The organism is Lysinibacillus sp. G4S2, assembly GCF_030348505.1.
Lineage (GTDB): Bacteria > Bacillota > Bacilli > Bacillales_A > Planococcaceae > Lysinibacillus.
The window spans coordinates 3,338,613-3,363,684 of record NZ_JAUCFJ010000002.1; the positions used below are offsets into that span (position 1 = coordinate 3,338,613).

The 25,072-nt window shown below is 35.6% G+C and carries 26 protein-coding genes; 3 read left to right on the forward strand and 23 right to left on the reverse strand.

Annotated features, from left to right (window positions below; genetic code table 11):
* Nucleotides 1–55: 55 nt before the first annotated feature.
* Together QUF91_RS17175 and QUF91_RS17180 are read left to right on the forward strand one after the other, a co-directional pair.
* Nucleotides 56–331 carry a YesK family protein gene (locus QUF91_RS17175; protein WP_289418714.1) on the forward strand — a complete coding sequence of 92 codons (276 nt, stop codon included), beginning with the start codon at nucleotides 56–58 and terminating at the stop codon, nucleotides 329–331.
* Between the two features lie 331 nt (nucleotides 332–662).
* Nucleotides 663–1,244, forward strand: coding sequence for a GNAT family N-acetyltransferase (locus QUF91_RS17180; RefSeq protein WP_285399521.1), 582 nt, complete (start codon nucleotides 663–665; stop codon nucleotides 1,242–1,244).
* A gap of 1,016 nt (nucleotides 1,245–2,260) precedes the next feature.
* On the opposite strand, the gene QUF91_RS17185 is transcribed toward QUF91_RS17180, so the two are convergent.
* The 13 genes from QUF91_RS17185 to QUF91_RS17245 all read right to left on the reverse strand — a co-directional run bounded on the left by QUF91_RS17185 (nucleotide 2,261) and on the right by QUF91_RS17245 (nucleotide 12,290).
* Complete coding sequence (locus QUF91_RS17185; protein WP_289418716.1) at nucleotides 2,261–3,142, reverse strand: hypothetical protein; 882 nt, start codon at nucleotides 3,140–3,142, stop codon at nucleotides 2,261–2,263.
* 137 nt (nucleotides 3,143–3,279) lie between these two features.
* Complete coding sequence (locus QUF91_RS17190) at nucleotides 3,280–3,888, reverse strand: hypothetical protein (RefSeq protein ID WP_289418717.1); 609 nt, start codon at nucleotides 3,886–3,888, stop codon at nucleotides 3,280–3,282.
* A 12-nt stretch (nucleotides 3,889–3,900) separates the two neighbouring features.
* Nucleotides 3,901–4,233 (reverse strand): hypothetical protein, encoded by a 333-nt coding sequence (locus QUF91_RS17195; protein ID WP_289418719.1) that lies wholly within the window; start codon nucleotides 4,231–4,233, stop codon nucleotides 3,901–3,903.
* Nucleotides 4,234–4,467: 234 nt separating this feature from the next.
* Nucleotides 4,468–4,875, reverse strand: coding sequence for a phage holin family protein (locus QUF91_RS17200; protein WP_289418722.1), 408 nt, complete (start codon nucleotides 4,873–4,875; stop codon nucleotides 4,468–4,470).
* A 177-nt stretch (nucleotides 4,876–5,052) separates the two neighbouring features.
* Nucleotides 5,053–6,396, reverse strand: coding sequence for a phage portal protein (locus tag QUF91_RS17205; RefSeq protein WP_289418724.1), 1,344 nt, complete (start codon nucleotides 6,394–6,396; stop codon nucleotides 5,053–5,055).
* Between the two features lie 15 nt (nucleotides 6,397–6,411).
* A complete protein-coding gene (locus QUF91_RS17210) occupies nucleotides 6,412–6,606 on the reverse strand; it encodes a hypothetical protein (protein WP_289418726.1) in 195 nt (64 codons plus the stop codon).
* Nucleotides 6,607–6,629: 23 nt separating this feature from the next.
* Nucleotides 6,630–8,219, reverse strand: a complete 1,590-nt coding sequence (locus tag QUF91_RS17215; RefSeq protein WP_289418727.1) for a terminase large subunit domain-containing protein — start codon at nucleotides 8,217–8,219, stop codon at nucleotides 6,630–6,632.
* A 3-nt stretch (nucleotides 8,220–8,222) separates the two neighbouring features.
* Nucleotides 8,223–8,606, reverse strand: a complete 384-nt coding sequence (locus QUF91_RS17220; RefSeq protein ID WP_289418728.1) for a hypothetical protein — start codon at nucleotides 8,604–8,606, stop codon at nucleotides 8,223–8,225.
* Nucleotides 8,607–8,637: 31 nt separating this feature from the next.
* The gene (locus QUF91_RS17225; protein WP_289418730.1) at nucleotides 8,638–8,808 is read right to left on the reverse strand and encodes a helix-turn-helix domain-containing protein; all 171 of its coding nucleotides are present in this window, start codon (nucleotides 8,806–8,808) and stop codon (nucleotides 8,638–8,640) included.
* Nucleotides 8,809–8,895: 87 nt separating this feature from the next.
* Nucleotides 8,896–9,759, reverse strand: a complete 864-nt coding sequence (locus QUF91_RS17230) for an SU10 major capsid protein (protein ID WP_289418731.1) — start codon at nucleotides 9,757–9,759, stop codon at nucleotides 8,896–8,898.
* A gap of 30 nt (nucleotides 9,760–9,789) precedes the next feature.
* Nucleotides 9,790–10,203: a hypothetical protein gene (locus QUF91_RS17235; protein ID WP_289418732.1), complete on the reverse strand. Its 414-nt coding sequence runs from the start codon at nucleotides 10,201–10,203 to the stop codon at nucleotides 9,790–9,792.
* A 500-nt stretch (nucleotides 10,204–10,703) separates the two neighbouring features.
* Nucleotides 10,704–11,654, reverse strand: a complete 951-nt coding sequence (locus QUF91_RS17240) for a hypothetical protein (protein ID WP_289418733.1) — start codon at nucleotides 11,652–11,654, stop codon at nucleotides 10,704–10,706.
* Nucleotides 11,655–12,005: 351 nt separating this feature from the next.
* A complete protein-coding gene (locus QUF91_RS17245; protein WP_289418735.1) occupies nucleotides 12,006–12,290 on the reverse strand; it encodes a hypothetical protein in 285 nt (94 codons plus the stop codon).
* A gap of 336 nt (nucleotides 12,291–12,626) precedes the next feature.
* Here QUF91_RS17245 and QUF91_RS17250 point away from each other — a divergent pair, with 336 nt between their 5' ends.
* Entirely contained in the window at nucleotides 12,627–12,809 is a 183-nt protein-coding gene (locus QUF91_RS17250) for a hypothetical protein (protein WP_223553466.1), read from the forward strand.
* A gap of 834 nt (nucleotides 12,810–13,643) precedes the next feature.
* Here QUF91_RS17250 and QUF91_RS17255 read toward each other — a convergent pair.
* The 10 genes from QUF91_RS17255 to dxs all read right to left on the reverse strand — a co-directional run bounded on the left by QUF91_RS17255 (nucleotide 13,644) and on the right by dxs (nucleotide 24,959).
* Nucleotides 13,644–14,825: a hypothetical protein gene (locus tag QUF91_RS17255; RefSeq protein WP_289418740.1), complete on the reverse strand. Its 1,182-nt coding sequence runs from the start codon at nucleotides 14,823–14,825 to the stop codon at nucleotides 13,644–13,646.
* A 1,443-nt stretch (nucleotides 14,826–16,268) separates the two neighbouring features.
* Nucleotides 16,269–16,472, reverse strand: a complete 204-nt coding sequence (locus QUF91_RS17260) for a hypothetical protein (protein ID WP_289418742.1) — start codon at nucleotides 16,470–16,472, stop codon at nucleotides 16,269–16,271.
* A gap of 39 nt (nucleotides 16,473–16,511) precedes the next feature.
* Entirely contained in the window at nucleotides 16,512–17,453 is a 942-nt protein-coding gene (locus tag QUF91_RS17265; protein WP_289420094.1) for a tyrosine-type recombinase/integrase, read from the reverse strand.
* 222 nt (nucleotides 17,454–17,675) lie between these two features.
* Nucleotides 17,676–18,467 (reverse strand): sporulation transcription factor Spo0A, encoded by a 792-nt coding sequence (gene spo0A, locus QUF91_RS17270; RefSeq protein WP_289418744.1) that lies wholly within the window; start codon nucleotides 18,465–18,467, stop codon nucleotides 17,676–17,678.
* A 233-nt stretch (nucleotides 18,468–18,700) separates the two neighbouring features.
* Nucleotides 18,701–18,853, reverse strand: coding sequence for a hypothetical protein (locus QUF91_RS17275; protein ID WP_289418746.1), 153 nt, complete (start codon nucleotides 18,851–18,853; stop codon nucleotides 18,701–18,703).
* 36 nt (nucleotides 18,854–18,889) lie between these two features.
* Entirely contained in the window at nucleotides 18,890–19,840 is a 951-nt protein-coding gene (locus QUF91_RS17280; RefSeq protein WP_285399524.1) for a SpoIVB peptidase S55 domain-containing protein, read from the reverse strand.
* Between the two features lie 122 nt (nucleotides 19,841–19,962).
* A complete protein-coding gene (gene recN / locus QUF91_RS17285) occupies nucleotides 19,963–21,654 on the reverse strand; it encodes a DNA repair protein RecN (protein ID WP_289418748.1) in 1,692 nt (563 codons plus the stop codon).
* A 35-nt stretch (nucleotides 21,655–21,689) separates the two neighbouring features.
* Entirely contained in the window at nucleotides 21,690–22,139 is a 450-nt protein-coding gene (ahrC, locus tag QUF91_RS17290) for a transcriptional regulator AhrC/ArgR (RefSeq protein WP_285399526.1), read from the reverse strand.
* 100 nt (nucleotides 22,140–22,239) lie between these two features.
* Nucleotides 22,240–23,058: a TlyA family RNA methyltransferase gene (locus QUF91_RS17295; RefSeq protein ID WP_285399527.1), complete on the reverse strand. Its 819-nt coding sequence runs from the start codon at nucleotides 23,056–23,058 to the stop codon at nucleotides 22,240–22,242.
* On the reverse strand, nucleotides 23,058–24,959 hold the full coding sequence (gene dxs, locus QUF91_RS17300) for a 1-deoxy-D-xylulose-5-phosphate synthase (protein WP_289418752.1): 1,902 nt from the start codon (nucleotides 24,957–24,959) through the stop codon (nucleotides 23,058–23,060). Before dxs ends, QUF91_RS17295 begins: the two co-directional genes overlap by 1 nt.
* Between the last annotated feature and the right edge of the window lie 113 nt (nucleotides 24,960–25,072).

Consider the following 25,072-nt stretch of genomic DNA (forward strand, 5'->3'; position numbering starts at 1 on the left):
GTTATTCAATTAACGATGCAAATAATAAGACAAAGTGATTAAGGAGTTGAAAAAATTGAATGCATTTATGCTAGATGGATGGACACCCATATTACTTCTGGGGGCTATATTTCTTGTTGGGATTTACTTCATATCTCGTAAGGTATCACGAAAAACCTTATATACAGTTTCGTTAGTATTTAGCTTCATTTGTTTCGGCTTAGTCTTATACAGTATTTTTGTTGTTGGTGGATGGGAAGGTATGGGACTGGGATTCGTTGCGATTAGCGTCCTATTAGGAACATGGATAGGTACTATAATTGGAATTTCTAGTAAAAAAATAAATGTGTAATTTATACCACAATCGGATGCTTTGGTTTTAATAAGAACAGGACTTGCGTTTATGATTAAATCCCATATACGCAAGTCCTTTTGCATGCTTCCTCAATCGCTCCCGTAGCTTCATAGATTGCGTGACAGCAACGATTACACAACCTGTGTGAATGATTTCCCCGCTTCACTCTCAACGCTCACAGGTGTTATAGTCGCTTTTAACACTTCTCTAAGATTTCGCATTTACCATTTATCTACCAACTTAACCTTCAATATGTTATGATTTCTTTATAGATAGAATTTTCAGTCACTTAGGAAACGTGCAGATTTAAATGGAGGTAAGTTGTAAAGTGTTAATTAGAAACTATAAAAATGAAGATGAGCAAGGTTGGTTACGCTGTAGAGTTCTTGCTTTTCTAAATACGGCTTATTATGACAATGTGCTAAATAAAAAAGAAGTCTATGAACACCCTTCCATTGAGTTAGTAGCTGAAATAGATGGAATAATTGTTGGTTTAATTGATGTTGAATACGAAGTAGAAGAAGGTACAGTTTGTTCAAGAGGAAATGGTTTAGGTGGTATGATTTGGCATATAGCTGTACATCCCGATTATGCACGAAAAGGTATAGGTGAAAATTTATTAAAAGTTGCTGAAAAACGAGCGATTGAAATAAGTCTAAATCGCTTTGAAGCATGGACTCGTGATGATAATTGGGTACAAAAATGGTATAAAAAAATGGAGTTCAATCAAGTCGAATCATATTATCATCTTTATTTTGAAGGAAATGAAATGAATAATAGAATCTCAACGAAAGTTTCAAATTTATTTCCTGTTTCGACATTCGCTCATTATGTTGGCAATGATATTGAACAATTCAATGATATCACCCGCAAACATCAGTGTGTCTGTTATGAAAAATATTTCAAATAATCGATATAAGAGGGACTATTTTAACATCTCATAATCTATAACATTTTTAATACATTCATCAAGATAGGACTTGTGCGTATGAGGACAACTCAATACATACAAGTCCTTTTGCTATGCTCCCTTTAACCTCTCTAAAGCTTCACACTTAGCTATATAGCTCCATTTAGACAACCTGTGTAAATATGCTTCCTCTGCTTCAATATCAGCACTCACAGGCTCGTTTTTCTTCTTGAAAAGATTTATAAAAAAACTATATTTAAAGGTCAATCCAAACAAGGCCTATCATCTTGAAAAGATGCTAATTATCACTTGTAATACAAACCAAACAAAAACCCTGAAGCAAAGCATCCAGAATAAAAATCATTTATTTCTTACACGCCCATCGCTGCGCTAATGGCTCTCCAGAAAATAAATAAAGGTGTTTTACAATTAAATTTGGCTAAATATATTTATGCAGGTGTTACCTTGCAAAACTATGACAGATGGGTTAATGAAACTAATGGCTATATAAAGGAAAGTTAAAAATCAACTTAATCATAAAAAACAATCAAGCATAAAACGGTCTATTTCAATATCGAAATCAGTCATAAAAAAAAACACCTCCATGAACGGGATTTTCCCCCTAAATGAATGTGTTTCATAGTTTAATTCAATTAATTGACATTAGTTATATGAATGCTGTAGTTAGTCGGTATAAATTCTATGAATTCTCTCTAAATAAGTCCTGTAATCCCTTGTGGCTCTAACGTTTAACTAGCCATCATGTCGATGCGAATCTTGTCTGCAATCATAGCGATAAATTCACTATTTGTCTTAAGGGATAATAAAAAATTAAGATCAGAATGTTGATATATATAGGTTTTTGAACACTTTATTTAACTAAAGTTTCATTTATTTATTGGTCTACACTTGTAAATTTATTGGTAGTTAAATTTACTTTCTTCTATTATATGGTGAAGTGTGAGAAATTGCAAATAAAAAAAGAGGTAATAGCCATTGCCCTACCTCTTCACTCCTTAAAATGGTAATGAGTTTACAAATCTTTCTTTTTGTATATCTTCTAAAATATCTCTAATATAAGATTGAATAGTATATCTCGATAAATCGTTACCAAGAACCCCAATATTTGCAACAACATAGTCGTTTAAATCAGAAATGTTCGCACTAAGAACATCCTGATGTGAATTAAATTCAAACAATATCTCACTAATTTCTCTTCTTATATGCTGTTCATTTATCTTTACAGGTTGAATTTCAGTAGTATTTTTTAGAGAAGATTTCAGCTCGTTAACCATCTTGTTCATATATGTTCCAATATCAGTTTCTCTTTCATCAATCTTTTTCGGCACCAAATTTCCATATTCCTCAAGATACAAACTCTTGTTAGGATTTTCCTCTTTATATTTTAGCGTACTAATAACCTTATGCCTTAACTTACGTTTAAACTCTTCAATTTTCGTATATCTTAAGTCTCTTGGATATTCTAAATGCTGTATGTTCCCTGTATCAAAAATAAATGGAGTTGCGTCATCTTTAATAACTACAAAAGGCATATCAAATGCTAACCTCATACCAAACTCAAACATTACATTTGGATTTTTTGCACTAACATCAATAATAACTATTTCATCTGAGTATATATTACGAACAATATTACTTTGAATTACTCTAACCTCATCAGAATCACTTACTAATCTAATATCCACTTCATATTCAGCAATATCCTTTAATGCTTCACGAATAATCCTTCTTACATCTTCCCAATGATGTTCATTTAGCCCCGCAATTTCAGCAATAGGCATTATTAGCCCTACTTTTATTGCTTTTTTAGTGTCTTGGCTCGAATTATTATTTTCAGTTGCTTCATCAGGTTGAACTACTGCTGTCGTTTCACTCATTTAAGACACTCCTCTATCCATTGTTTCATTTCTTATCATTTCCACATTTAATTAAACATGAATATTATACCATTTTTTCTGTTCGTGTGAAAATTGATATGGTTTTAATAGAAGAAACTCGATTGGGGTAACATTATCTAATCATCAAGCAATGGTAGTAACACATTTTCTGACTCAGCCTTTAACTCTATTAGACCAACCTTAACAATCTCAGCGTTAATCACTTTATATGTTCGCCCATGAATTGCTAGTGTACTATTCACTTGGAAGCCTACTCGGTTCTTAGCGTTATCCTGCACATTGATAACAAGCGTCTTAGTAGCCGTTACAATGGAATCTTCATCCACTGTCATTTCCTTATACCTAATCACAGCAGGCTCTGAACGGTCTACAACAGTTTTTTCCTTGTATATAGGTCTACCTAAAGCGTCAGTTCCTACTTTGATTTTCACAGTGGTAGTTGGCTCAATGATATAGTTGCAGTATTCCACTAGAGCTTTATATTTAAATCCTCTTTGAGCCACTACATCACCTGTCACAAGATAGTAACTACCATTAATAGTAAAGTAATCGCCACGCTTGAATTCACTCAAGGAATGGAAGTGAAACGTGCTGTTGGCTGACAGGGTAGCATTTGTCACAAAGCCATCTACGGTGCTTGGTGTAGCAGTCAACTCATTCTTCATGTAAGGCTCAACAAGCCCCGAGAACGTGTCAACGAGCGCCTGAGCATCAAATAATTCCATCTGCTTCACTCCCTACACGTACAGCATAAAAACATCTGAGTTACTGTTATCAGTTCTCATTGTCCGTACCTTATAAGTTAATTGGTCAATGCGTTTCATTAGGTTCTCATGGAACTCACTGACCGTCATATCATCAATCTTAATGGCTTTCATTGTTGTCGGATTGTTAGCCACCGATTCGAGCATACTAAGTGCAGTTGAATAGATTGCCTTTTTGTCTTTCATAGATTGCGGATTATACTCGGCATGAGCATCAAGACCATTTTCAGCAAGATACACAATCAACTCGTTCTGCTCAAGGTCAATCCCTTTTGTTTCCAACTGCAAGCGTTGTAAATTGTTCATTTTTAGTTATCACTCCAATTAATTCTATTTGTATAAATATTCATACACAGCTTCCCATAAGCTGAATTATGTAAACTAGAAGTAGTTGCTAATAGTTGATATATCAACACCATTCGATTTTATCCAAATAATGGTTATACATTTTCTATACATCGTTGATATATCAAGGTTTCTTCCGTCTACATATCTGTAAGGCTATTGAAAATACTGCATAAAAAACAGCGATTTTATACATTAATATTTTTGTTGATTTTCCTCATTTGCTAACTGTAATAGTCGTTCCTTTACCCCTTTAGGCAACGGAACACCTATCCTAGCTAGATTCTCAGTGATAGACAACCCTTCCATGCCGATGTAGAAGTAAATAGCCATTGTCCTAAAGACAGGCACACCTGACGCTGTTAGTACGTCTAATAGGTTCGCTAAGACTATCACAATCATAATAGTGGTTTTCTTTAAGAAGCCGACAAAAGCAATCTTTGAGGATAGACGCTTTTGCACAAGTGACACAATTACACCTGTCACAATATCAATGACCATAAACGCAACTAGAACAGTCAATGATACATGCCATCCTCCAACAAGGAAGGACAATGATGTTCCTGTCAATGCTAGGATAGTGAATAAACTCATTTTCTCCATTATTTATTCACCTCCAATACATGTGTAACAGGCGTGAAAAATTGAACATAATCACTCCAACCTCTCACACCTCAAAAATCACCAATTCATACCAAAAATAAAAAGCCTACGTTCAACCAAAATCCCTATGATTTCAGCAAACAATAGACTTATCTTATATCCCAATGTTATCCATCTTTATGATACCTTTTCAGCAAGGTTACTAGAGCCACTAAAATTACTGTGTTCTTCCTGCTCAAATGGTTTCACATCTTGTATGCGATTCATCTCAAGCGTAACATCATTCACATATGGCGACTGCTCAAGGATTGTTTCAACACTTAAAGCTCCCATCGAATGTTGCTTACTCATGTTGTCAATAATCTCAGCGTGGTTAGATGGTGTGTTGTATTGGAAATTAAACTCAAGTGTCATAAAATCATCTTCTGAAATCTGAACACCTTTGTATCTCAACAGTTCACAAACCTTCTCCCAACGCTCATAGAAGCCCTGTTTTAAGTATGTTTCATTCAGACCTGCTTTTGTATCTGCTAGTGAGAACAACAGCTTAATACTAACTTCTGATAAATTGCTAACATCAGTTTTATTCATTGATACAGCAGGTGTTGAACTTACATCTAATAAAGCCTGTTGTAGCGTCTTGTAGACTAGTTCAAATGACTTTGAATCTAATTGGTTAGTTACCATTTTGAAATCAGCACCATCATCAAGGTTCAAGCCCCCTCCAACAATATCAGCAGGCAACGAATCTTTGAGTTGCTGACCAACTGCAACAGGGATAGGATTCATAAACTTATACATGCTGTCAACATACTTGGATAACACATCTTCCATGTTATCTAAGATTCCTGTGTAATCATCTAATTCTGAGCGCCCTTCTGTATCACTAAACTCATTATCAGTCTTGTATAGGACAGGTAAGCCACTTAAATTTGCGTGTTGAGCAGCGAGTTTTAATTCTCCACCTTCATTTGACCACTCTTGAACTAGCTTATCAGTATAAACCGTGTAATAAGCAATTCCATCAAAGACATAATGCTCAATAAAGGCAATCATCTCATTATGATGATTGAACACAGGTGTTCCATCCTCTGCGTCAATAATTTTTGAATCAATTCTTCCTTTTGCATTAATGAAAAGGTATTCAGCCACCTGACCAAATTTCATCAGCTTGCTTAGGATAATAACATTTTTATCATCAAAGCGACCTAGCTTATTGACCTTCAAAAACTGCTCAACCATTTTCTCAGCCCCAATGATATTGACACTGTTCTTCAACAGGTATTGCGCTTGGAAGTTCAAAATAGTCTTTGCCAACTGAATAACAATCTTTCTTGGTTCAATGACCTGACCATTATACTTAAATGAATCACGCTGTAGTATCTTGTGTTGACCATCTAAATACTTTTTCTTACTAAACACATCTTGTAAACGCTCTTGGTTGTCATAAGAATTTACTTCCTCTAAAAACCAAGTGGGATTGCCTTTGTGCTTAACCTGTAAATATCTATCTAAATTCATATTGTCATTCCTTTCTTACTTTGAGTCTTGAATCATCATGATTGTTATTTCTTGCAACAATAACTCTTTCTCTTTCAACTCTCTATTGAGTTCTTTGATTTCAAGCTCTAAGATTTTCTTTTTTGTAGCAAATTCTGTATTGGATTGCTCCACATTATTTAATTGTTCCTCTTGCGTTGCTAAAACTCTTTTTCTATAAGATTCAAACATTTACATTGCTCCATTCTTTCGGTTTATACATACCATTTATTTGTTTTCATTCCTTGAATCGCTAATGCTGTTGAAATAACGCTATCGTCATGATGCAAGTCACTATTCCCTCGCTTGTTCCCTAAGCGACCATTTGTTTCAATAAACATTTGCATCTGTTGTAAGGTAGTCTTACACTCGATATTCACAAGCCCTAGCTCAAACTGCTCTTTCATATCGCTTATCATAATCGCCTTTGTTTTCTCAGAAGTGATAAAGCCTATTTGCAACTTCTTCTTTCCTCGTTCATCAAAAGTTTTCATCTTAAACATATTGAGATAGCCACGCTCTTTGCGTAAGCGTTCAATGACAGGTAAACCATATGAGTTGCGTTCCACTGTTAAAAAGGCATAGTTATAAAAAATACCCAAGTCATAAATGACTTGAGCAAATTCATACACTGCTATTTTATTATGGTAGAAGCTCATTATTTGTTGCCCTTCTGAATCAAAGACTGTGATTGTAGAATAGTCATTCCCTGAGCCACTGGCTGTATCGACACCGAAGTAATATTTTTTCGAACGCTCAGGCAATTCGAAAAGGTCTAAGCCCTTACCGATGTATTTTCGAACGCTCTCAGGTACTTCTGACAGCACTTCATTTTTAGATAATGGCTCAATCGCATAAGAAAGCCTAGTTAATACCTTATTTTGATCGAATACACTTTTCCCTGTAGAAATAAAGGATTCTAATGGATTTGAGGGGTACTCTTGCATAAACTGCTGTTCATTCTCCATGTCTTGAATCTTCCACCTGCGCCACATAAGTTGCCTTAAAGTTGCACCTGCATTATGTAGAACTTCTTCATCTTCTTCTAAATCATCAGAAGCAAGTCGCTTGCCACCATTGGTTGCTTTATACCAACGTTCAGCTTCATCATAGTCATGAGCGAATTGTTTTTTATATAGCTTGTGGTAAAAAGGAACGAAGTAAGAAACATACTTCGACTTACCTTTGAGGGCTTGCATATAGAGGCGGTAGAAGTGGTTACTTGTACCATTGGAGGTTGTTTCAATCGTTAATTGGCTTTCAGCTCCTTTTGCTAGGGACTGTTCAACTGACAGCAATTGTGTTTCCTGTGAAGCATAGAAAGCAAACTCAGATAGATGAACATAAGTATATGTAGAACCACGCCCAATATCTTTGTTCCCTGCTGTGACACTTGAAATCCTCGAACCATTAGCAAACAATAGCTCACTCCTGTTATCCCTGCGTACCTTCGGAAACACATGAGGGAATTTGTCTCTTGGAACAGTATCATTCATCTGCTTCAACTTTTCAAATAATGCTTTCGCTGAGTCTCCCTTGTAGGACACAATCAATATATTTTCATTAGGCTTAGTTAATGCTCGCCACAATGCTCTAGCAAGCACAAATGTTGAAATACCTGCTTGCCTTGCTTTACCAATCACCACAAAGCGATTATTTAGCATTAGATTTTCAATCTCTTGCTGTGCTTCATTTATTTCAAACTTAATGACCTGATTCTCGTTGTCTGTAATAAAAATAAAATTCTTGGCGAATAACGGAAATTCACTAAGAACTTTTTCAAGTTTTGTTGATTTAGTTGTCATAGATTACAACTCCAAATCATCATAGGTATTAATTTCTTCTTGAGGGAGCGTTACCTTAGCTTCTTTATTAAATGCTCTAATCTGCTTTTGAAGGTCTAATAAAAGTTTAATAGCCTTTTCATCACCTTCAATGGCTTTCCCTGCTGTGACTTGATAAATTTGTTCCAAGTCATTTGCCATGCGTGATTCAAGATACAAATTAGTCAACATCAGATACTCAGAAGATTTTTCCCACTTCCTCATATGGTTCAATGTTTTAACATCTAATTTTTGACACAACGCTTCTTCTGTGAGTTCTTCTGTGCGATTGACATATAAGTCAAACTTCCATTTGAAGTATTCCCTTTTTTTATAAGGAACTGCTTCAAGCGCCTTGTAAATATCCATCATTTTAGCTCCTGTCTGCTCCATTGAGCATTTAGTTGTTCAAGATATACTCTTTGTACTTTTTTACTTTGTTTGCTTCCATTGCCACTTTATTATTCTCATAGCGTGATAGCAAAGCAATTGAACAACCAATATGTTTAGCAATATCAGAAAGCTTAATTCGCTTTTGTCTACGCATTAAAAATAGCTCTATTTGTGTCATATTCTTACTTCCTTTCCTCTAGTAATAAATTTGCATGAAATAATTTGAAAAAGGCACTCCCATTATCGAGAGTGCCAAAAGGGATTATTAACCCTGTGTTAAAACTGCAACTGCTTTCTTTGAACCAACCTTTAATGTTGCTTCTGCAACCACTTGACCCTTCACTGAATCACCTGTTTTTGCAAGTGGCTCAAAGTGTGGCTCACGCAAGTATGCTAAATCAACATAAGCATCATTGAAAAACACCACTTTATCCGCTGGCACATGTTTAGACAAAACAAATTTAACTGAACCATAGTTAGTATTGATTTCATCTACTAATAAGCCAAATGATGTTGTCACATGGTTGTATGAATAGTTGTCCTTATAGATAGCGTCAATCTTCTCTTTAATATCAGCGTTCACAAAGGCATATACTTGACCTTCTGCTAAGTCCTGATTCCAAAGGTTACGCATAACTTGTTTAATTGCATTTTCATCAATTTGAGCTGTTACCGCATTAGTAGCGTCAGCCATTTCAATTAGACCTGATAATTGACGCTTGAAAGGTGCTTTTGAACCATCTGCTTTAAGACCATTGATGAATTTCTTTTCCATATTTACTTTAAGTTCTAACAGGCGGTCTGCAACCTCTGCTGAGAACTGAGTTGATTGCATTGCTTCTGCTGTTCCACTCACTTGAACACCCTTTTTAAAAATCTCAAGGATATTACTTAATTCTGCCCTAGCAGATTCATAAAATACCGTTGTGTCTGCTCCTTCTACCGCTGAAATATCTTCATCATTTGAAAGTGATTTTTCTCTCCACGTGTAGACTGTGCTTAATGCCTTTTCGATATTTCCTTTAGACATTAATAATGATGTAAATGGTGTAGCTTGAACCCCAATTACTGCAATTTCATTAGCTAATGAAATGCGTTCTAATTCTGTAAATGACTGTGATTTAAACATTAATAAATTCCTACTTCCTGTTAGTTTGTTTTACTTAAATAATTTTGCGAACTTACTAGCAATCATGCCTTTAGCATCACCATTTTGCTTGTGAGCTGTATAATCATCTTGCTTAGCAACTTCTTTGGGCTTAAAGCCCATATCAATTTTTATTTCATTGAGTAGTTGCGTTATTACATCTAATCTTTCATCTGCCGTTTTCGCATATCCGTATTTTTCCATATACTCTTTAGCAAAACTAATTCCATGCTTTTCTAACATTATTTGTAGCCTTTGATTTTCTAACTCAAACTTTTCTTGCTCTAAACGCTCAATTTCTTTTTGTAGCTCTTGCTTTTCTTGTTCCAATGGATTTTCTTGTTGCTCTTGGACAGTTGCTTCAACTTCCTCAACAACCTTAATAGACTCCATTTCAACTGATTCTTCTTTTTGTAAGTTTTCCATTAAATGATTCTCCTTCTGATATGATATTTTTCGTATTTCTACGAACTAAAAAAGCCAATAAGCAATTGCTCACGGCTTAATTTTCCATCAACCTATGTAAGACCTGAGAACGCTCTGTGCGGTGTTCTGATTGAGCCACTCATAAATCATCAAGTGAATCATCAAGATGGGTCACAGGTGCTACTCAAGCTTTTTGGGTGGTGTCCTGAGCGCCCACATCCAATAGAAAGAATGAACTTACTCAGTTAATTATTTGAATAAAACCTAATAAAAAAAGGACTACAATTAAGTAGCCCATTCTCGTATCGTCTAATCAATAGCAAAACAATTACGCTCAATAAAAGTACGCTTAGACAATATATAAATGGAATTACACTCAGGTATTAGTAAAACCTGAGCATAAACATAATTTTAATTTTGGTAAGAGTGATGCTTCGCACTACCCCTACACTACAACATTATATACACCAAAAGTGTTACTCATTTTTTTGAACAAAATATCAATCCTTGTAATCTTGATACTTTACTTGTATTCTTGCTAGTGAGTTTTTAAAATTGCTTTCTTTGATTCCCATTTGATTAGCAAAGTAACGTTTTTTAATACCAATAATATTTCCATCTTCATCAAATATGAAGTTATCACTTTCCCCTTTATCAAACTCTTGTTGAACCAATTCCAAAAGTTTTTTCGCAAACTTCCTTTGGTGCTGATTCAAGTTTAAAAAATCAATTTTCAGCACTTTTGGAGGGATAAACTGTTTAGGTTTCATCTTTAAAGCATCGACAGGAACATAGTAACTCTTTCCATTTCTATTAAATTTCCTAGTGCCGTTTTCACGATTTAGCTCTCTCTGTATACGTTTAGCTAAAGCTGTGTCAATGTATTTTACAATTTCCCTTTCACTTTTCGTCAGGTCTACTTTTGGTAAAATATCATTTAGAACTCTAGTAATAGCATTATTCGCTTGTTCAAATAGTCTTTTTCTTTCTGCTTTTATTGCTGGCAGGACTGAATGAACCACTTTCAAACATTCTTCTAAAATCTCACTATGCCGAGGAAAAATATCTATAGTCACTTTATCAAATTCATATACATCATACGCTTTTCCAATTGCATTTAATTCTGAGTGAATAGTTTCAACCACTCTCATATTTTCATAATCGTTAATATCATAGTTATTCAATTTTGATAGATGCAAAGTATACGCATATTTGGCATAGACTTCCTTTAGTGAACGGACACGGACAGCAATATAATCAATCGGCTTGTTCAATATCGGCTTTCTGATTATTTTAAAATACTTATACGTAAGATAACCGTCATTGAAATCGTATTTTTCAACACGCTCATATGATTTTTCGTATTGTATATTTTCACTGAGCCTGATTACTGATTTAGCAAAATCTCTTTTCCCTTCATTGTGTTGTTTAATGTATGTAGCTAGTTTCACTTAAAAATTCCTTCTTCCTATATTTTAATATCACCAACTCTCTGTAGTTGATTTAACTCTCTACTATCAATTATATATTCCTCCACTACTTTTGACAGGGTTTTTCAGAAAGATTATTAAATTTTTATCATTTATTAAAAATAGGCTTATTTTTCACGTAAAAAAACACCTGCTTAGCTCAACAGGTGCTTCAATCATTTATTCAGCTCTCTTGTGACTCACACTCGCCTTCCAACACGGCTCTCAGAATCAATTCTAACACCTCTAGCAGTCTCGTTACGAGGTTTCAAAACCCGTTCCACCTTTACTCATAGGGATGTGACATTTTCAATGTAAATTTACTTCATAGGATTACTTTTCATTATTTAAAGACCTATCTAACTTCATTTCAGCGTCCTTAATATCTACTTTCCCATCAAAATTCCAATCGTTAGGGTCATAATAATCACGCTCACCGAAGTACCCATAGATAAGACTTATTACCATTAAAACAACACCAATGATTAACCATGTACCACACCCACATCCTAATTTTTGGGGTGAATCGTTATTATTTTCCACTACTTTTTCTTCCATTCGTTTTTCTTTGCTCCGTTCTCTCGTTGAATATTCTCTGTTGTTCTGCCCTGATTTCATCTTTAACACTCATAAATTAACCTCCGAATCAACCATACTAGCACTATGGTCTACCGAACTATTTTACTATATTAGTATATAAACTTCAAACTTATGTAATTGTTTCATTAATATTCCTCATTAAAGACCCCGCATTTTTTATACAATACCAATATTGTATAATTTCCCAATATAAAAAAGCACACCAACTTAATGATGTGCTACCGCAATCTCATCAAATTTGCTTTATAAGCTTATACATTCATCTCGCACTGATATTTGGAAATATGTTACACTAGACAAAACAACTGATTATTCAGTTATTCGACTAACACCGCAGTTTAGTTCAACGGAGGGATGGCTATTAAAAGTTTATTTAAATATTGGATATGTTGGATTTTTGGTGTGCTTATAGCTGTATTTATTAAAAGTTTATGGGAAAACAGAGAGGTAGATTGGGGAAATTTCGTTACTTTGAGTATAGGTGGTCTAGTTGGTCTAGCTATTGGATTAGGAATAAAAAAGCTTAAAAACTGCTGAAAGTGAAAGCCGTAAATGATTTTGTTATCTTATTAAAATAACGGAGGGCTTTAGTTTAATAAGAATAGGACTTGTGTTTATGATTGATTCTCAAATGCAAGTCCTTTTGTTATGCTTTTACAATTGCTCCTGTAGCAACAATCTTACATCATGTATCCTGTATCAATGATTCCTCTGCTTCTCTTCCAACTGTCACAGGCTCGTTAAATGGCTCTAGGAGGTTACAAAGAGAAAGTAGTGTAATGATTCAACAATTGATTACGCACATCTAGGGGTAGCATCAATTTGGGAACGTTTTTTTATTTTAAATTGGATAGTTGTTCGTCTGAACTTTGGTTATTATATCTTGAGTTTTTTAACTTAATAACGAATAGAATTATGACTAAAATTGTCAGAAATAGACCTAGATAGAGTAGCCCTGTTCCTAAGGGATAGTTTATTGCATATTCTTTTTGAAATTCCAATAGCTCCTTATTACTTATAGAATTAATATCTTGTAAAGGGATAAGGATTGTTTGTAATATATATCCACTCACTATTAAACAAAATGATAAAAAACTTATGCTAAAAAGTGTTATCTTATTGAACAAAAATCGCATAATGTCACCTCTATTTTTCACTATTTCTTACATAGACGTTTTAACTCAATAAAGGTTGTTCGATACACAACCAACCAAATTTGTTGTGGCAAGCTCAGTGTTAGGTAGGAATTGTAAGCCACCTACTCTATCCAAACTTCTACACGATTCATGTGCTGTACTCGTAGCTTTGGGTTTGTGATTCAGCATTTCATAAAGAAAAAGTACACCATCGTAAAGTGATGTACTAAGTCATTTAGAACGGGAGTTGGGCTTCAATTTGTGCTTCATCTAAAGCTTCAACATGTATACCTATAGATTGTTTTTCATCTTCCGTTAGCAAGTCTAAATGAAAATGAACTTTACCAAAGCCATTCGAATAACTTTTATAGTATTCAATACACCATTCAGGTAGTATTACTCCAAAGGATTCAATAACTTTAGCAAGAATAAAACTTCTATAACGCTCAAAGAAGCTGTCACTGCGCTCTTTAGGGTTAATATAATGTTGCTTTACACGTTTCAATAGAATCTCAGCGTATACTTGCTTCGCATCTTCTTTGGACACCTTTACATATTTATTATCTAATATCCGTATCACATTTTTCTTATAAACAAGAAGTTCGCAATTCTTCTCCATATACTTCAAAAATGCTCTTTCGTCCTCTTTGAGAAAGCGATTTTCTTTTACTCGGATTTTTTGAAACGCATTTAACGTAAATGAAGTTTCATTTTGATAATTGAAAACCTCAATTTCAGATTCTATAACTGCTTTCATCATAAGATAGCTACTTTCATCTACTTCATTATTCCCTGTTTTGTCCACAACAAAGTAACGATATGAAAGAATAATTCTATTTGATAGCTCCAATTGCTTCAAAGCACTTGTAAAAACATTACGATTAGTATCACGAAGGTAGCTTCGAACATATTCTGTAAGAGTATGCGCATATACTGTGCCTTGCTCTCCAAAGATATTCTCTTGAATTATTTTTAGGATATGCTTATGTTTAAGTGCATTGGGGTTTATTACCTCACACTCTTTGATAAGACCTGTAGTAGTAATTTCAACTGTATCATCACATATCCAATAGTCAGGCTCTAATTTAAGAATGGTCTTTAAAATAAGTTCATCGAGAATCCATCTATTTTCTTCTCTAGAAGCCCCATTAAACTTTCTTTTGTCCAAACGTTCAGCTCTCTCAGTACGCTTTTCGCCTAAGTAAAATCTGCGTTTATTTCCTTTCAATACTTCTCCATCTTCATCAAGTTTTAATTTGCAACTCACATGAATTGTCAGTAGGTCTTTTATCAAAGCTTCTAGAACACTTGAATTATCAATTCTACCTCTGCGCTCATAGCTTTGTAACCTTTTCTCTGCTCCTTCAATACCTTCGTCAATACAGTATTGAATAGCTTCTAGTGTTGTTAATTCCAATTTAAATTGCTCCTTTTAGCTAATAGTCTTTTTGCGAGATGTTCAACTACTAATAGTCTCTCTTTTTATATTAGTAATTGATTTGCTCGCTATTTAACTAGGCACAAGAGATTCATTAGAACAACAGAATTTCATATTCTTTTTGCTGTAAGTGCCTAAACTATCGCTATGGAGAATTTAAAATTTAACAATCAATATGGAATAATCTTTTAGCCTCTGTCTTAAACGATTCCTCTGAAAATTTCATTAAAATCAAGTTTGCTAAATCAATATCAGATAATAATTCAAGTTCTTCTTCATTTTTCCCTCAAATGCTCAAAAAAGTTATTGGGACAATTCTTTTTTAAAAACGCACTAATTCAGCCACAGTAATTGGCTCAGGCTCATTATAGAGCTTCCTTAATTTCTCAACTTCTTCAACATCATAAAACACGAACAAAAACTAGTATAACCTATACTAATTTTCCCATCAGTAACAATAAACACGAACTTAAACCCGTTATATCGGTCTAAAATTCGTGTATTTGAATCATAAGCTATTTTTCTAAGTTTGTAAACTATTTTTCCACATTTCTTTTTTAAGAAAATAAAATTTCAAATTTACTATATTAAAGATACTCCCAAAATTCCTTCGCACAACCTCTTCTATTGGTATTAGCATTTTTATTTGCACCAAGTATCTATTTTGAGTTGACAACTGTTTACGCTCTTCTTATCATGAAGCCCAAGTTGAGGACAACGGCTCGGTGAAAAAGTGCCTGCCTTGTTCTCAAAAAATCTAAATAGACTTTAAGGAACAAGACAGACACCATTCATACATTTTTTCATGAATCCGTCATTTGAGGAATCCGTATCGTATGCCCTGTTTAAGCGTGAACTCTCGTTCGGTATATCTACTATCTACTTCTGCCCCCAATAGGTCTCACAAACTGTACAATCGCCTTTTGCTATGCCACTAATCCTTATCCTACTACATGAGGAACTCAGAAACTTTTGTGATGTGTGATATACCCTGTGTAGCCATAGCCACTCAGACCTTCCACTCCTGACCGATTATGTGCGTCAACCACATTCACACCCAAAGCAAAACAAGGAACGCTTATAGAGGATGCTAGACGTTTGTGTGCGTTGGGAACGTCATAACCTGTCAAGTTTAGATTGAGAACGTGTTACTAGGTTTCCACGTTCGACTACCTTAAAGAAGGCACATTTAAATAAGCCTAGACGTTGAAATTTTTTCGAAAAGGCTGTAGAATAGCATTACATTGGTGTGTATGCTATCGTTTTTACGGTAGTCATATTCAGTTAGAAGCCGATAGTGTTACAGCACTGACGGCTTTTTTCTATGCAATCATTTAATATCGCAACCTCTCACATCGTCACTAGGACAACATGAGAACGCTCTAAGCCTAATGCCTGTTTATACTCGCTTAGTCGAGTTATCTATATCAGTTTTTTGTCCTGTTCTTCATCTACATCAATTTTGACTGCTTCCACAATCCCAAAGCTTTCCACATCATTTAAGCTTAATATCTGACCATCTTTAGTGGTAATTACCATATTTGCAACATTCCCCTGTGCTGTTGCAAACTCGTTGAACCCTTCAAAAGTTTGTGGTGCTGAAAAAATAATTTTGTAGTCTATCATTTTCCTATACTCCATTTGGTTTCATCTTCTTTTCCAACCCTAAATGTCTAAATTATTTAGTGGACTGTGCCGTTGATATTTTTTACCTATCTCTTTATCAGTAAAGTCTAAGTAGGCTTTCATTGTCGTTTCCACACTTGAATGACCTAAAATCCTACTCAACGTTGCAAAATCTCCATTTCCTTCAATGAGATAATATTTTGCAAAGTTATTTCGTAGTAGATGTGGATGAATAGATAAACCAACACTTAGACCCTTCCTTCTCACTGTGGATTCAAAATTATTTACATCTAACCTTGTTCCTCTGCTTGTGGGAAATAAGTATGGTGAATCTGAATATCTGTCTCGATGTTGCATCCAACGTCTTAAATCGACTGCCATTTTTTGTCCAAAAAATACATAACGTTCATGTCCATTCTTTGTGTTTTTGACAAGAATAGATTTCGTTTTGAAATCAATATCATCAGGCATTAAGGAACAACACTCAGTAGCCCTAAGCCCTGTATCCAAAATTAATCTTAATTGAATCCATGTCCTGTACTCATGGAATTTTGTAAGATTGTAAGCCCCTAGCATTAATTTAATTTCCTCAGGGGAAAGCAGTTTTTTCTGCTTACGCTTTGGCTTAACCTGTTCTACTGTTTCCATTGGATTTACCGTTATTTCTCGTTCAGTTTTCAAAAAGTTATAGAATACTTTCATATTCCTTGTATAATTGGCTATTGTTGTATCTGACATAGGCTTTTGATAGTCTTCCCTACGTTCAGGATAGTTATTGTTTAAAACCTTGTCAGAAGAAGAAACAGTGTACTTTCCACGCTCTCTCAAGTATTTGATGTATTGTCGAACATGAGATGATTTCACTTTCCCTGCATCCTCAATTTTGAACTCTTGCACCATGTAATTTCTGAATAGCGTTAATGTCTGTTCATAACTTTTCATGGTTTTTGGTGAAAGATGTTTAGCGTCACAATGCAACATAAAGGAATCCAACTGTAAATCAAACTCTGTGACAGACCTACCTTTTTTACGCAAAAAAAACACACCTCCATCATTTGAATTTTTGTAAACTCAATAAATGAATGTGCGTTAACATTTACCCGCCTATATTTAGTTATTTAAAGGTTCAAAAAGTGATTCATTGGTAAATAAATCTATAAATATATCAACTATAAGTCCTGTAATCCCTTGTGGCTCTAACGTTTAACTAGCCATCATGTCGATGCGAATCTTGTCCGCAATCATGGCGATAAATTCACTATTTGTCGGCTTCGACTTTAAATGATGTACTGTATAACCAAACATCGACGAAATCGATTCATAATTGCCACGATTCCATGCGACCTCAATGGCATGACGAATCGCGCGTTCAACTCGTGATGGAGTTGTATTGAATTTTTTAGCGATTTCTGGATATAAAATTTTCGTCACAGAGCCTAATAACTCGATATCTTCGAAGACCATCTGAATAGCCTCTCTTAGATAAGAGTATCCTTTAATATGTGCAGGAACGCCGATTTCCTTAATAATGGCTGTGATCGTACTATCTAATTGATGTTGATTTAATTTTTGAGGTGCTGCCGGTTGTAAAACACTTGTCTTTTTAGGCAGTGTTGCCTTCTGTCCTGCGCAGTTTAAAATCTTTTGAACCAATTGATCAAATTCAAATGGCTTAAGCATAAAATAGGACGCACCTAAATCTACTGCCTGTTTCATGACGTCTTCTTGACCAAAAGCAGTTAACATTATCACTTGAATGGATGACATTTGCTCATTTTGATACATCGACTCTAAAACAGCTAACCCATCAAGATGCGGCATAATTATATCTAGAAGTAAAATATCTGGCGTAAATTCCTCCAGCATTTGTAAACAAACTTTCCCATTTGAAGCAGTTGCAATTATTTCAATTTCAGGATGCCCTTGAAAATACTGCTCCATCGTTTTTAATAGCTCACGATTATCATCAGCAATCGCTACTTTTACCTTTGTCATTTCAATTCCTCCTTCTGAACTATGCTTTGAATCCCCAAAGCGTTACACTACCCCTTATGCGTTTTTTAGCACACTGTGGAATTTTCGACATTTTTGTTTCAAAAACCTTTTCTATTTCCAAAAATGAGTATGTAGTCCGATACTTTCTTTTTTTATCGACAATTTATGATAAATTACCAGCAGATTATCAAAATGCTTATACTAATTATTTTAGTGAAAAAATTGAGATATAACTACAGTTTTCTTAAAGAATCGCTAATCCCTTCATAAATAAACGAAATACTTGGAGAAAGAGCAAGATAATCTATTTTCTCACCACCTTCAGAGATGGGCTTCTGCTGAGGCTGACGCTCCAAAAACCGTTTGAGGATAAATAGCACTTCCATGAAAGAATGGAGCCACCATAAGGTAGCTCCATTCTTTCATGATGATGATTTTTTTAACATTTCCGCTACTGTTATGGCTGCTCCTTTTTTAGGCTCCTCCACAAACATATGTGTAACTGCACCTACAAAACGACCGTCTTGAATGATAGGACTGCCACTCATTCCCTGCAAAATACCACCTGTTTTTTTAATGAGCTTTTCGTCAGATACTATGAATTCAAGGCGTTCATTTTCGACCTTTGTAATTTCAATCGAAAAAGTTTCCACCTTGCTGCCCTCTATCGCAGTGTAGATTTCAGCTTTTCCTGTTTTTATATCCTTTTCATGCATAATTTCAATTGCTTTAGGTAATCTTTGTTGATAACCCTCTTCCCAACGACCGAAAATTCCATAAACTGTATTTTTATCTATACTCCCTAATCGTTCCTGATGTTTTTCAATGGAGGATATTTTATAGCCCGGTTGGCCAGGTATGCTTTTACGAATTTGTTGAATCGAAGCTAGAAAAATGGAGCCAGCATGGAAAACAGGGGCTTCTTGTAAGGTAGAATCAACGATTTGATGGCCTAATGCACCGTAATTTTTTGTCTCTGGATCAATGTATGTCAATGTTCCTACTCCATCTGTTTCATCTTTTAAAAATGAAATAACATGTTCAGCTTCTTGCTCCTGTAACTCCAGCGTTATTTCTTTTCCTTCACTTTTTATCGTCCATTTCTGTTGTTCCTGCTTAGCAATAGCTTTTTTGGCATCCGCAAGCGTTTTTACAGAAATATCATTTATTTTTTCAATAACAGCGCCTCCTTTCATCCATTGATTGGAAGCTAATAGCACATCATGCGCTACGAAAACATGTGATAACTGAAGTTGAATTCCTATTGCTTCGCCCATCGGAATAAGCTTTTTTGCGGCAAAAGCCTTTACGGGCATAAACAATAAAACGATGAGCATAGGCAAAATGACAAATTGACGCCAACGACGATACATACGACACCTCCTTTTTATTTTTGTCTTTTTACTATGTGTTGTTGTGGCATTCTTATAAGCGGTAAATATTTGTGCAAAAAGAAAAAAACCAAAAACAACGGAGCTGTTTCTGGTTTTCATCGCTATCTCATTTGTTTTTTTCGTTCATTCGCCATTTTTAAGAGCTCTGTAGCATGCTGCAATGTTAAATCTGTAATTTCTGCTCCTGACATCATGCGACTCACTTCTTCAATACGAGCATTTGTATCAATTTCCAGCAATGACGTAAATGTTCGATCATGCTCGACTTCTTTTTTAATAAAATAATGATGATCGGCCATTGCAGCCACTTGTGGTAAATGCGAAATACACAAAACTTGAGAGTTAATGGATATAGCTGCAATTTTTTCTGCGATTGCTTGCGCTACACGACCGCTTACACCTGTATCCACCTCATCAAAAATAATAGATGTTATGCCATTAGAGGAAGAGAAAATTGTCTTTAGTGCAAGCATCATACGCGATAATTCTCCACCAGAGGCAATTTTCGGTAAAGATTTTGGTGGCTCCCCTACATTCGTAGAAATATAGAAAATTACTTGGTCTTTACCATTCGCATCAAAATAAGGCAATTCATCAAAATTAACAATAAATTTTGCTTTTTCCATATGTAATTCACGTAGTTCAGCCATAATAGCCTCACTTAAATTATGTGCAGCAGCTTTTCGTACAGTCGAAAGTTCTGCAGCAAGCTCATTTAGTACAGCTTCCATTTTCAGTACTTTTTGCTCTTTTACTTGCAAAATTTCATCGCGATTTAAGAGCTCATTTAGCTCTGTTTTAATTTTATCGTAATACGCTAATATCTCTTCGATTGTTGAGCCATATTTGCGCTTCAAATTTTGTAATAAGGCTAAACGTTGCTCCACCTCATTTAAACGAGCAGGATCAAATTCTAATTCGTCTAACACATTTTTGATCTGGTAAGCTGCATCCTGTAACGCATAAAATGCAGTGGTGACAGATTCTGAAGCCTCTTTAAATTGCTCGTCAACGGTCGCAGCATCCTCTAAGGCACCCATTGCATTGCCAATCCAGTCAAGGCCTTTTGATTCACCTTGAATAGCTTCATATGCTGCACTGGAACGTTCGAAAATCTTATTAAAATTCATAAGACGGCGACGTTCATCAAGAAGCTCATCTTCCTCGCCAAGCTTTAATTTGGCATCTTCTAGCTCTTTCATTTGGAATTGGTACAAATCAATACGCTGCGCCATTAACTGTTCATCAATCGAAATCGAAGCTAATTCTTTTTTAAGCGAACGATATTCATCATACTGGGAACTGTACAAATCTTGAATTGATGTAAGTTGTTCCTCAGCAAAGTGGTCAAGCAGATGGATATGCTGTTTCTCATCCATAAGTTCTTGATTTTCATGCTGTCCATGAATATCAATGAGGCTTGCCCCAATATCACGAAGTACAGACAATGGCACAAGTTTACCGTTTACTCGACAAATACTTTTTCCAGAATCATTTAAATCACGACGTAAAATAATGGTATCTTCTTCAATTTCAATGCCTGCCTCTTCAAGTTTCTTATGAACAGGATGCCCAGAACTTGAAATTTGAAATAAACCACCTAATTCAGCCTTTTTAGCTCCATGACGAATAAATTCAGAATTCCCTCGGCCGCCAGCAAGTAAATGCACTGCATCAATAATAATTGATTTTCCTGCACCTGTTTCACCTGTTAAAACAGTTAAACCACCTGAAAAGCTAACTGTCAAATCCTCAATGATGGCAAAGTTTCGAATACTAAGCTCTCTTAACACAAAATGTCACCTCTGTATCAAATTACATTGCTATTTTATAGCATTTCTAATAAGCGATTTTTTGTATTTTCACGCTCATTTTCGTCTCGACAAATAATTAAAATTGTATCGTCTCCAGAAATAGTTCCTAATATTTCAGGCCAATCTAAATGGTCAAGCAGTGATGCAATAGCATTGGCATTACCAGGAAGAGCCTTCATTACTAAAAAGTGAGATGCACCATCAATGCTGACAAAAGCATCAGCCAACGCACGATGTAATTTTTGTACAGGATTGAAACGTTGATCTGCCGGTAAACTATATTTATAGCGTCCATCTTGTAATGGCACTTTCACAAGATGAAGTTCTTTTATATCTCGCGATACTGTTGCTTGTGTCACATTATAGCCTGCATCTTTTAAAAAATCGACTAAATCATCTTGTGTTTCAATTTCATGATTGGCAATAATATCCCGAATTCGTATATGTCTTTGTCCTTTATTCATGTTGGTCACCTCTTATAAATAGTTAGTTATTTGTATATTTACACTACCATTTTAAACAGAAAAGCACAAGAAAAAACACGGCTCTGTAGACGAGCACGTGTTATTTTAGTGCACTATGCGCTTCTTCAACGAGTGCATTAAAAGCTGTATATGCAGGAATTTCTTCATGATCAAGAGGATTCACTAAATGGAATAAAAATTCAATATTCCCCTCGCCTCCTGTAATTGGAGAAAACGAAGCATCCTTCACGACAAAGCCAACCCCTGTCGCCATTGCAGCTGTCTTTTCTAAAACTTCTAAATGTACTTTTTTATCGCGAACAATGCCTTTTTTACCGACATTCTCTTTCCCAGCTTCAAACTGAGGCTTCACTAGTGCCATTACATTGCCACCTGGCATTAACAGTGTTTTTAAGACAGGTAAAATAAGCGATAATGAAATAAAGCTGACATCAATTGTTGCAAAGTCTGGTAAGCCCTCTGTTAAATCTGCCGCTACTGTATAACGGAAATTTGTTTTTTCCATGACAGTTACACGATCATCAGAGCGAATTTTCCAAGCTAGTTGGTTGGAGCCAACATCTAATGCATAGCAATGTCTTGCGCCATGCTGTAAGGCGCAGTCTGTAAAACCGCCTGTAGAGGAGCCGATATCAAGCATCAGCTTCCCTTCTACAGACATATCAAAAATTTGTAGTGCTTTTTCTAGCTTTAAGCCACCACGACTAACATATTTTATATCAGAGCCTTTTACTTGCAGTGGTGCATCTATTGCTATTTTCTCCCCCGCCTTATCGATGCGAGTTTCATTAGAAAATACAAGCCCTGCCATAATAGAGCGCTTTGCTTTTTCACGCGTTTCACATAGCCCACGCTCTACAAGTAAAATGTCTACACGTTCTTTTGGATGTTTTGTCATTATTTATTCAAACCTACTTGCTGTTTTTGTTGAAGTAACACATGCATACGTGCCACTGTATCCTCAGCCGTCATATGAATTTCAGCGAGTAGCTGATCTACATTTCCATGCTCGATAAATTGATCTGGGATACCCATACGATCAATCAGTGCACTTAAATAGCCATGATCATGCGCAAACTCTAATACCCCGCTACCAAAGCCACCTTGAAGAACTGCCTCTTCAATCGTCAATATTGGTTTACGGCTTGATAATATACGGTGAAGCATATCCTCATCCATTGGTTTAATGAAACGAGCATTGACTACTTCTATCTCTACGCCTTGCTGTGCTAGAGTGTTAGCTGCTTCCATTGCCATTGGAATCGTTGTACCAAAAGTTAAAATCGTTGCATCCTTACCTTCACGTAACACTTCCCAGCTACCAATCGGTAAAGTTTTTAGCTCAGCATCTAATGGAACGCCTAACCCATTACCTCGTGGATAACGCAACGCAATTGGACCGCCATCATATTCAATAGCTGTTTTTACCATATGCTGACCTTCATTTTCATCCTTTGGCATCATAATTGTCATATTTGGCATATGACGAAGGAAAGCAATATCAAATACACCTTGATGTGTTTCTCCGTCTGCGCCAACTAAGCCGGCACGGTCAATCCCAATAAAAACATTCAGATTTGGACGCGCGATATCATGTAGTACTTGGTCATAAGCACGTTGTAGGAACGTTGAATAAATGGCTAAAAATGGCTTCATTTTTTGTGTTGCTAGACCTGCCGCCATCGTTGCTGCATGTTGTTCAGCAATCCCTACATCAAAGAAACGTTCTGGGAAATCCTTTTGAATTCCTTGTAATTTCGAGCCCACTGGCATTGCAGGAGTTATTGTGACTACTCGTTTATCCTCATGGGCCATTTTGCGGACAGTCTCAGCAATCAAACTACTCCATGCTGGACCTTTCACCTCTGACTTTACAAAGGCACCGTTTTCAATTTTATAAGGGCCAGTCCCATGCCAATTACCAATTGTATCATCTTCAGCAGGTTTGTAACCTTTGCCTTTTTTCGTAATAACATGAACGAGCACTGGTCCTTTTACTTTTTTAGCTTGTAATAATGAAGCCTCAAGAGCATCGAAATCATGTCCGTCAATCGGTCCTAGATATTTAAAGCCTAGCTCCTCAAAGAACACACCTGATACTACTAAATATTTTAAGCTGTCTTTTAAGCGCTCAGCAGTTGAAGCAAGCTTACCGCCTAGCAAAGGAATCTTATTAATAAGGGATTCCAGTTCTTCTTTTGCTTTTGAATATTCCTTGGCTGTACGAAGACGTCCTAGTACACTGTGTAACGCTCCGACGTTTGGAGCGATTGACATTTCATTATCATTTAAAATGACAATCATATTTGTTTTGGCATGGCCAATATGATTTAATGCCTCAAGTGCCATACCGCCAGTTAACGCCCCATCTCCAATAATTGGTATCACGAAATTCTTTTCATTTTTAATATCACGTGCTGCAGCCATACCCATGGCTCCTGACAAAGATGTCGAGCTATGACCTGTTTCCCACTCATCATGTTCACTCTCCACAAGCTTTGGAAAACCACAAAGCCCATTAAACTGACGTAATGTGTCAAATTGACTCGCACGACCTGTCAAAATTTTATGCACGTAAGCTTGGTGGCCAACATCCCATAAAAACTTATCTTTAGGACTGTCAAACATTTTATGAAGCATAATCGTTAGCTCCACAACACCTAGGTTCGGCCCGATATGACCACCTGTGACAGAACATTGTTCGATTAAGAAGGTACGAATGTCTTGTGCAAGTTGCTCAAGCCCCTTCTTATCTAAGTTTTTTAAAAAGGCTGGACTAGATATTTTATTTAAATCCACCTTTCTCACACACCTTTTCAATAAATTATTCACCGTAATTGTGTTTCCACCATTATAACAGTGTTATCAATATGCTAAAAGTACGAACACTTTACTGTTTGCACATCGGCAAA

Bases quoted from the DNA above. Each gene is read 5' to 3' on its own strand.
- QUF91_RS17185 (WP_289418716.1), bottom strand. From the start codon at position 3,142: ATGAGTGAAACGACAGCAGTAGTTCAACCTGATGAAGCAACTGAAAAT.
- QUF91_RS17190 (WP_289418717.1), bottom strand. From the start codon at position 3,888: ATGGAATTATTTGATGCTCAGGCGCTCGTTGACACGTTCTCGGGGCTT.
- QUF91_RS17195 (WP_289418719.1), bottom strand. From the start codon at position 4,233: ATGAACAATTTACAACGCTTGCAGTTGGAAACAAAAGGGATTGACCTT.
- QUF91_RS17200 (WP_289418722.1), bottom strand. From the start codon at position 4,875: ATGGAGAAAATGAGTTTATTCACTATCCTAGCATTGACAGGAACATCA.
- QUF91_RS17205 (WP_289418724.1), bottom strand. From the start codon at position 6,396: ATGAATTTAGATAGATATTTACAGGTTAAGCACAAAGGCAATCCCACT.
- QUF91_RS17210 (WP_289418726.1), bottom strand. From the start codon at position 6,606: ATGTTTGAATCTTATAGAAAAAGAGTTTTAGCAACGCAAGAGGAACAA.
- QUF91_RS17215 (WP_289418727.1), bottom strand. From the start codon at position 8,219: ATGACAACTAAATCAACAAAACTTGAAAAAGTTCTTAGTGAATTTCCG.
- QUF91_RS17220 (WP_289418728.1), bottom strand. From the start codon at position 8,606: ATGGATATTTACAAGGCGCTTGAAGCAGTTCCTTATAAAAAAAGGGAA.
- QUF91_RS17225 (WP_289418730.1), bottom strand. From the start codon at position 8,808: ATGACACAAATAGAGCTATTTTTAATGCGTAGACAAAAGCGAATTAAG.
- QUF91_RS17230 (WP_289418731.1), bottom strand. From the start codon at position 9,759: ATGTTTAAATCACAGTCATTTACAGAATTAGAACGCATTTCATTAGCT.
- QUF91_RS17235 (WP_289418732.1), bottom strand. From the start codon at position 10,203: ATGGAAAACTTACAAAAAGAAGAATCAGTTGAAATGGAGTCTATTAAG.
- QUF91_RS17245 (WP_289418735.1), bottom strand. From the start codon at position 12,290: ATGAAATCAGGGCAGAACAACAGAGAATATTCAACGAGAGAACGGAGC.
- QUF91_RS17250 (WP_223553466.1), top strand. From the start codon at position 12,627: ATGGCTATTAAAAGTTTATTTAAATATTGGATATGTTGGATTTTTGGT.
- QUF91_RS17260 (WP_289418742.1), bottom strand. From the start codon at position 16,472: ATGATAGACTACAAAATTATTTTTTCAGCACCACAAACTTTTGAAGGG.
- QUF91_RS17265 (WP_289420094.1), bottom strand. From the start codon at position 17,453: ATGTTGCATTGTGACGCTAAACATCTTTCACCAAAAACCATGAAAAGT.
- spo0A (WP_289418744.1), bottom strand. From the start codon at position 18,467: ATGACAAAGGTAAAAGTAGCGATTGCTGATGATAATCGTGAGCTATTA.
- QUF91_RS17275 (WP_289418746.1), bottom strand. From the start codon at position 18,853: ATGGAAGTGCTATTTATCCTCAAACGGTTTTTGGAGCGTCAGCCTCAG.
- QUF91_RS17280 (WP_285399524.1), bottom strand. From the start codon at position 19,840: ATGTATCGTCGTTGGCGTCAATTTGTCATTTTGCCTATGCTCATCGTT.
- ahrC (WP_285399526.1), bottom strand. From the start codon at position 22,139: ATGAATAAAGGACAAAGACATATACGAATTCGGGATATTATTGCCAAT.
- QUF91_RS17295 (WP_285399527.1), bottom strand. From the start codon at position 23,058: ATGACAAAACATCCAAAAGAACGTGTAGACATTTTACTTGTAGAGCGT.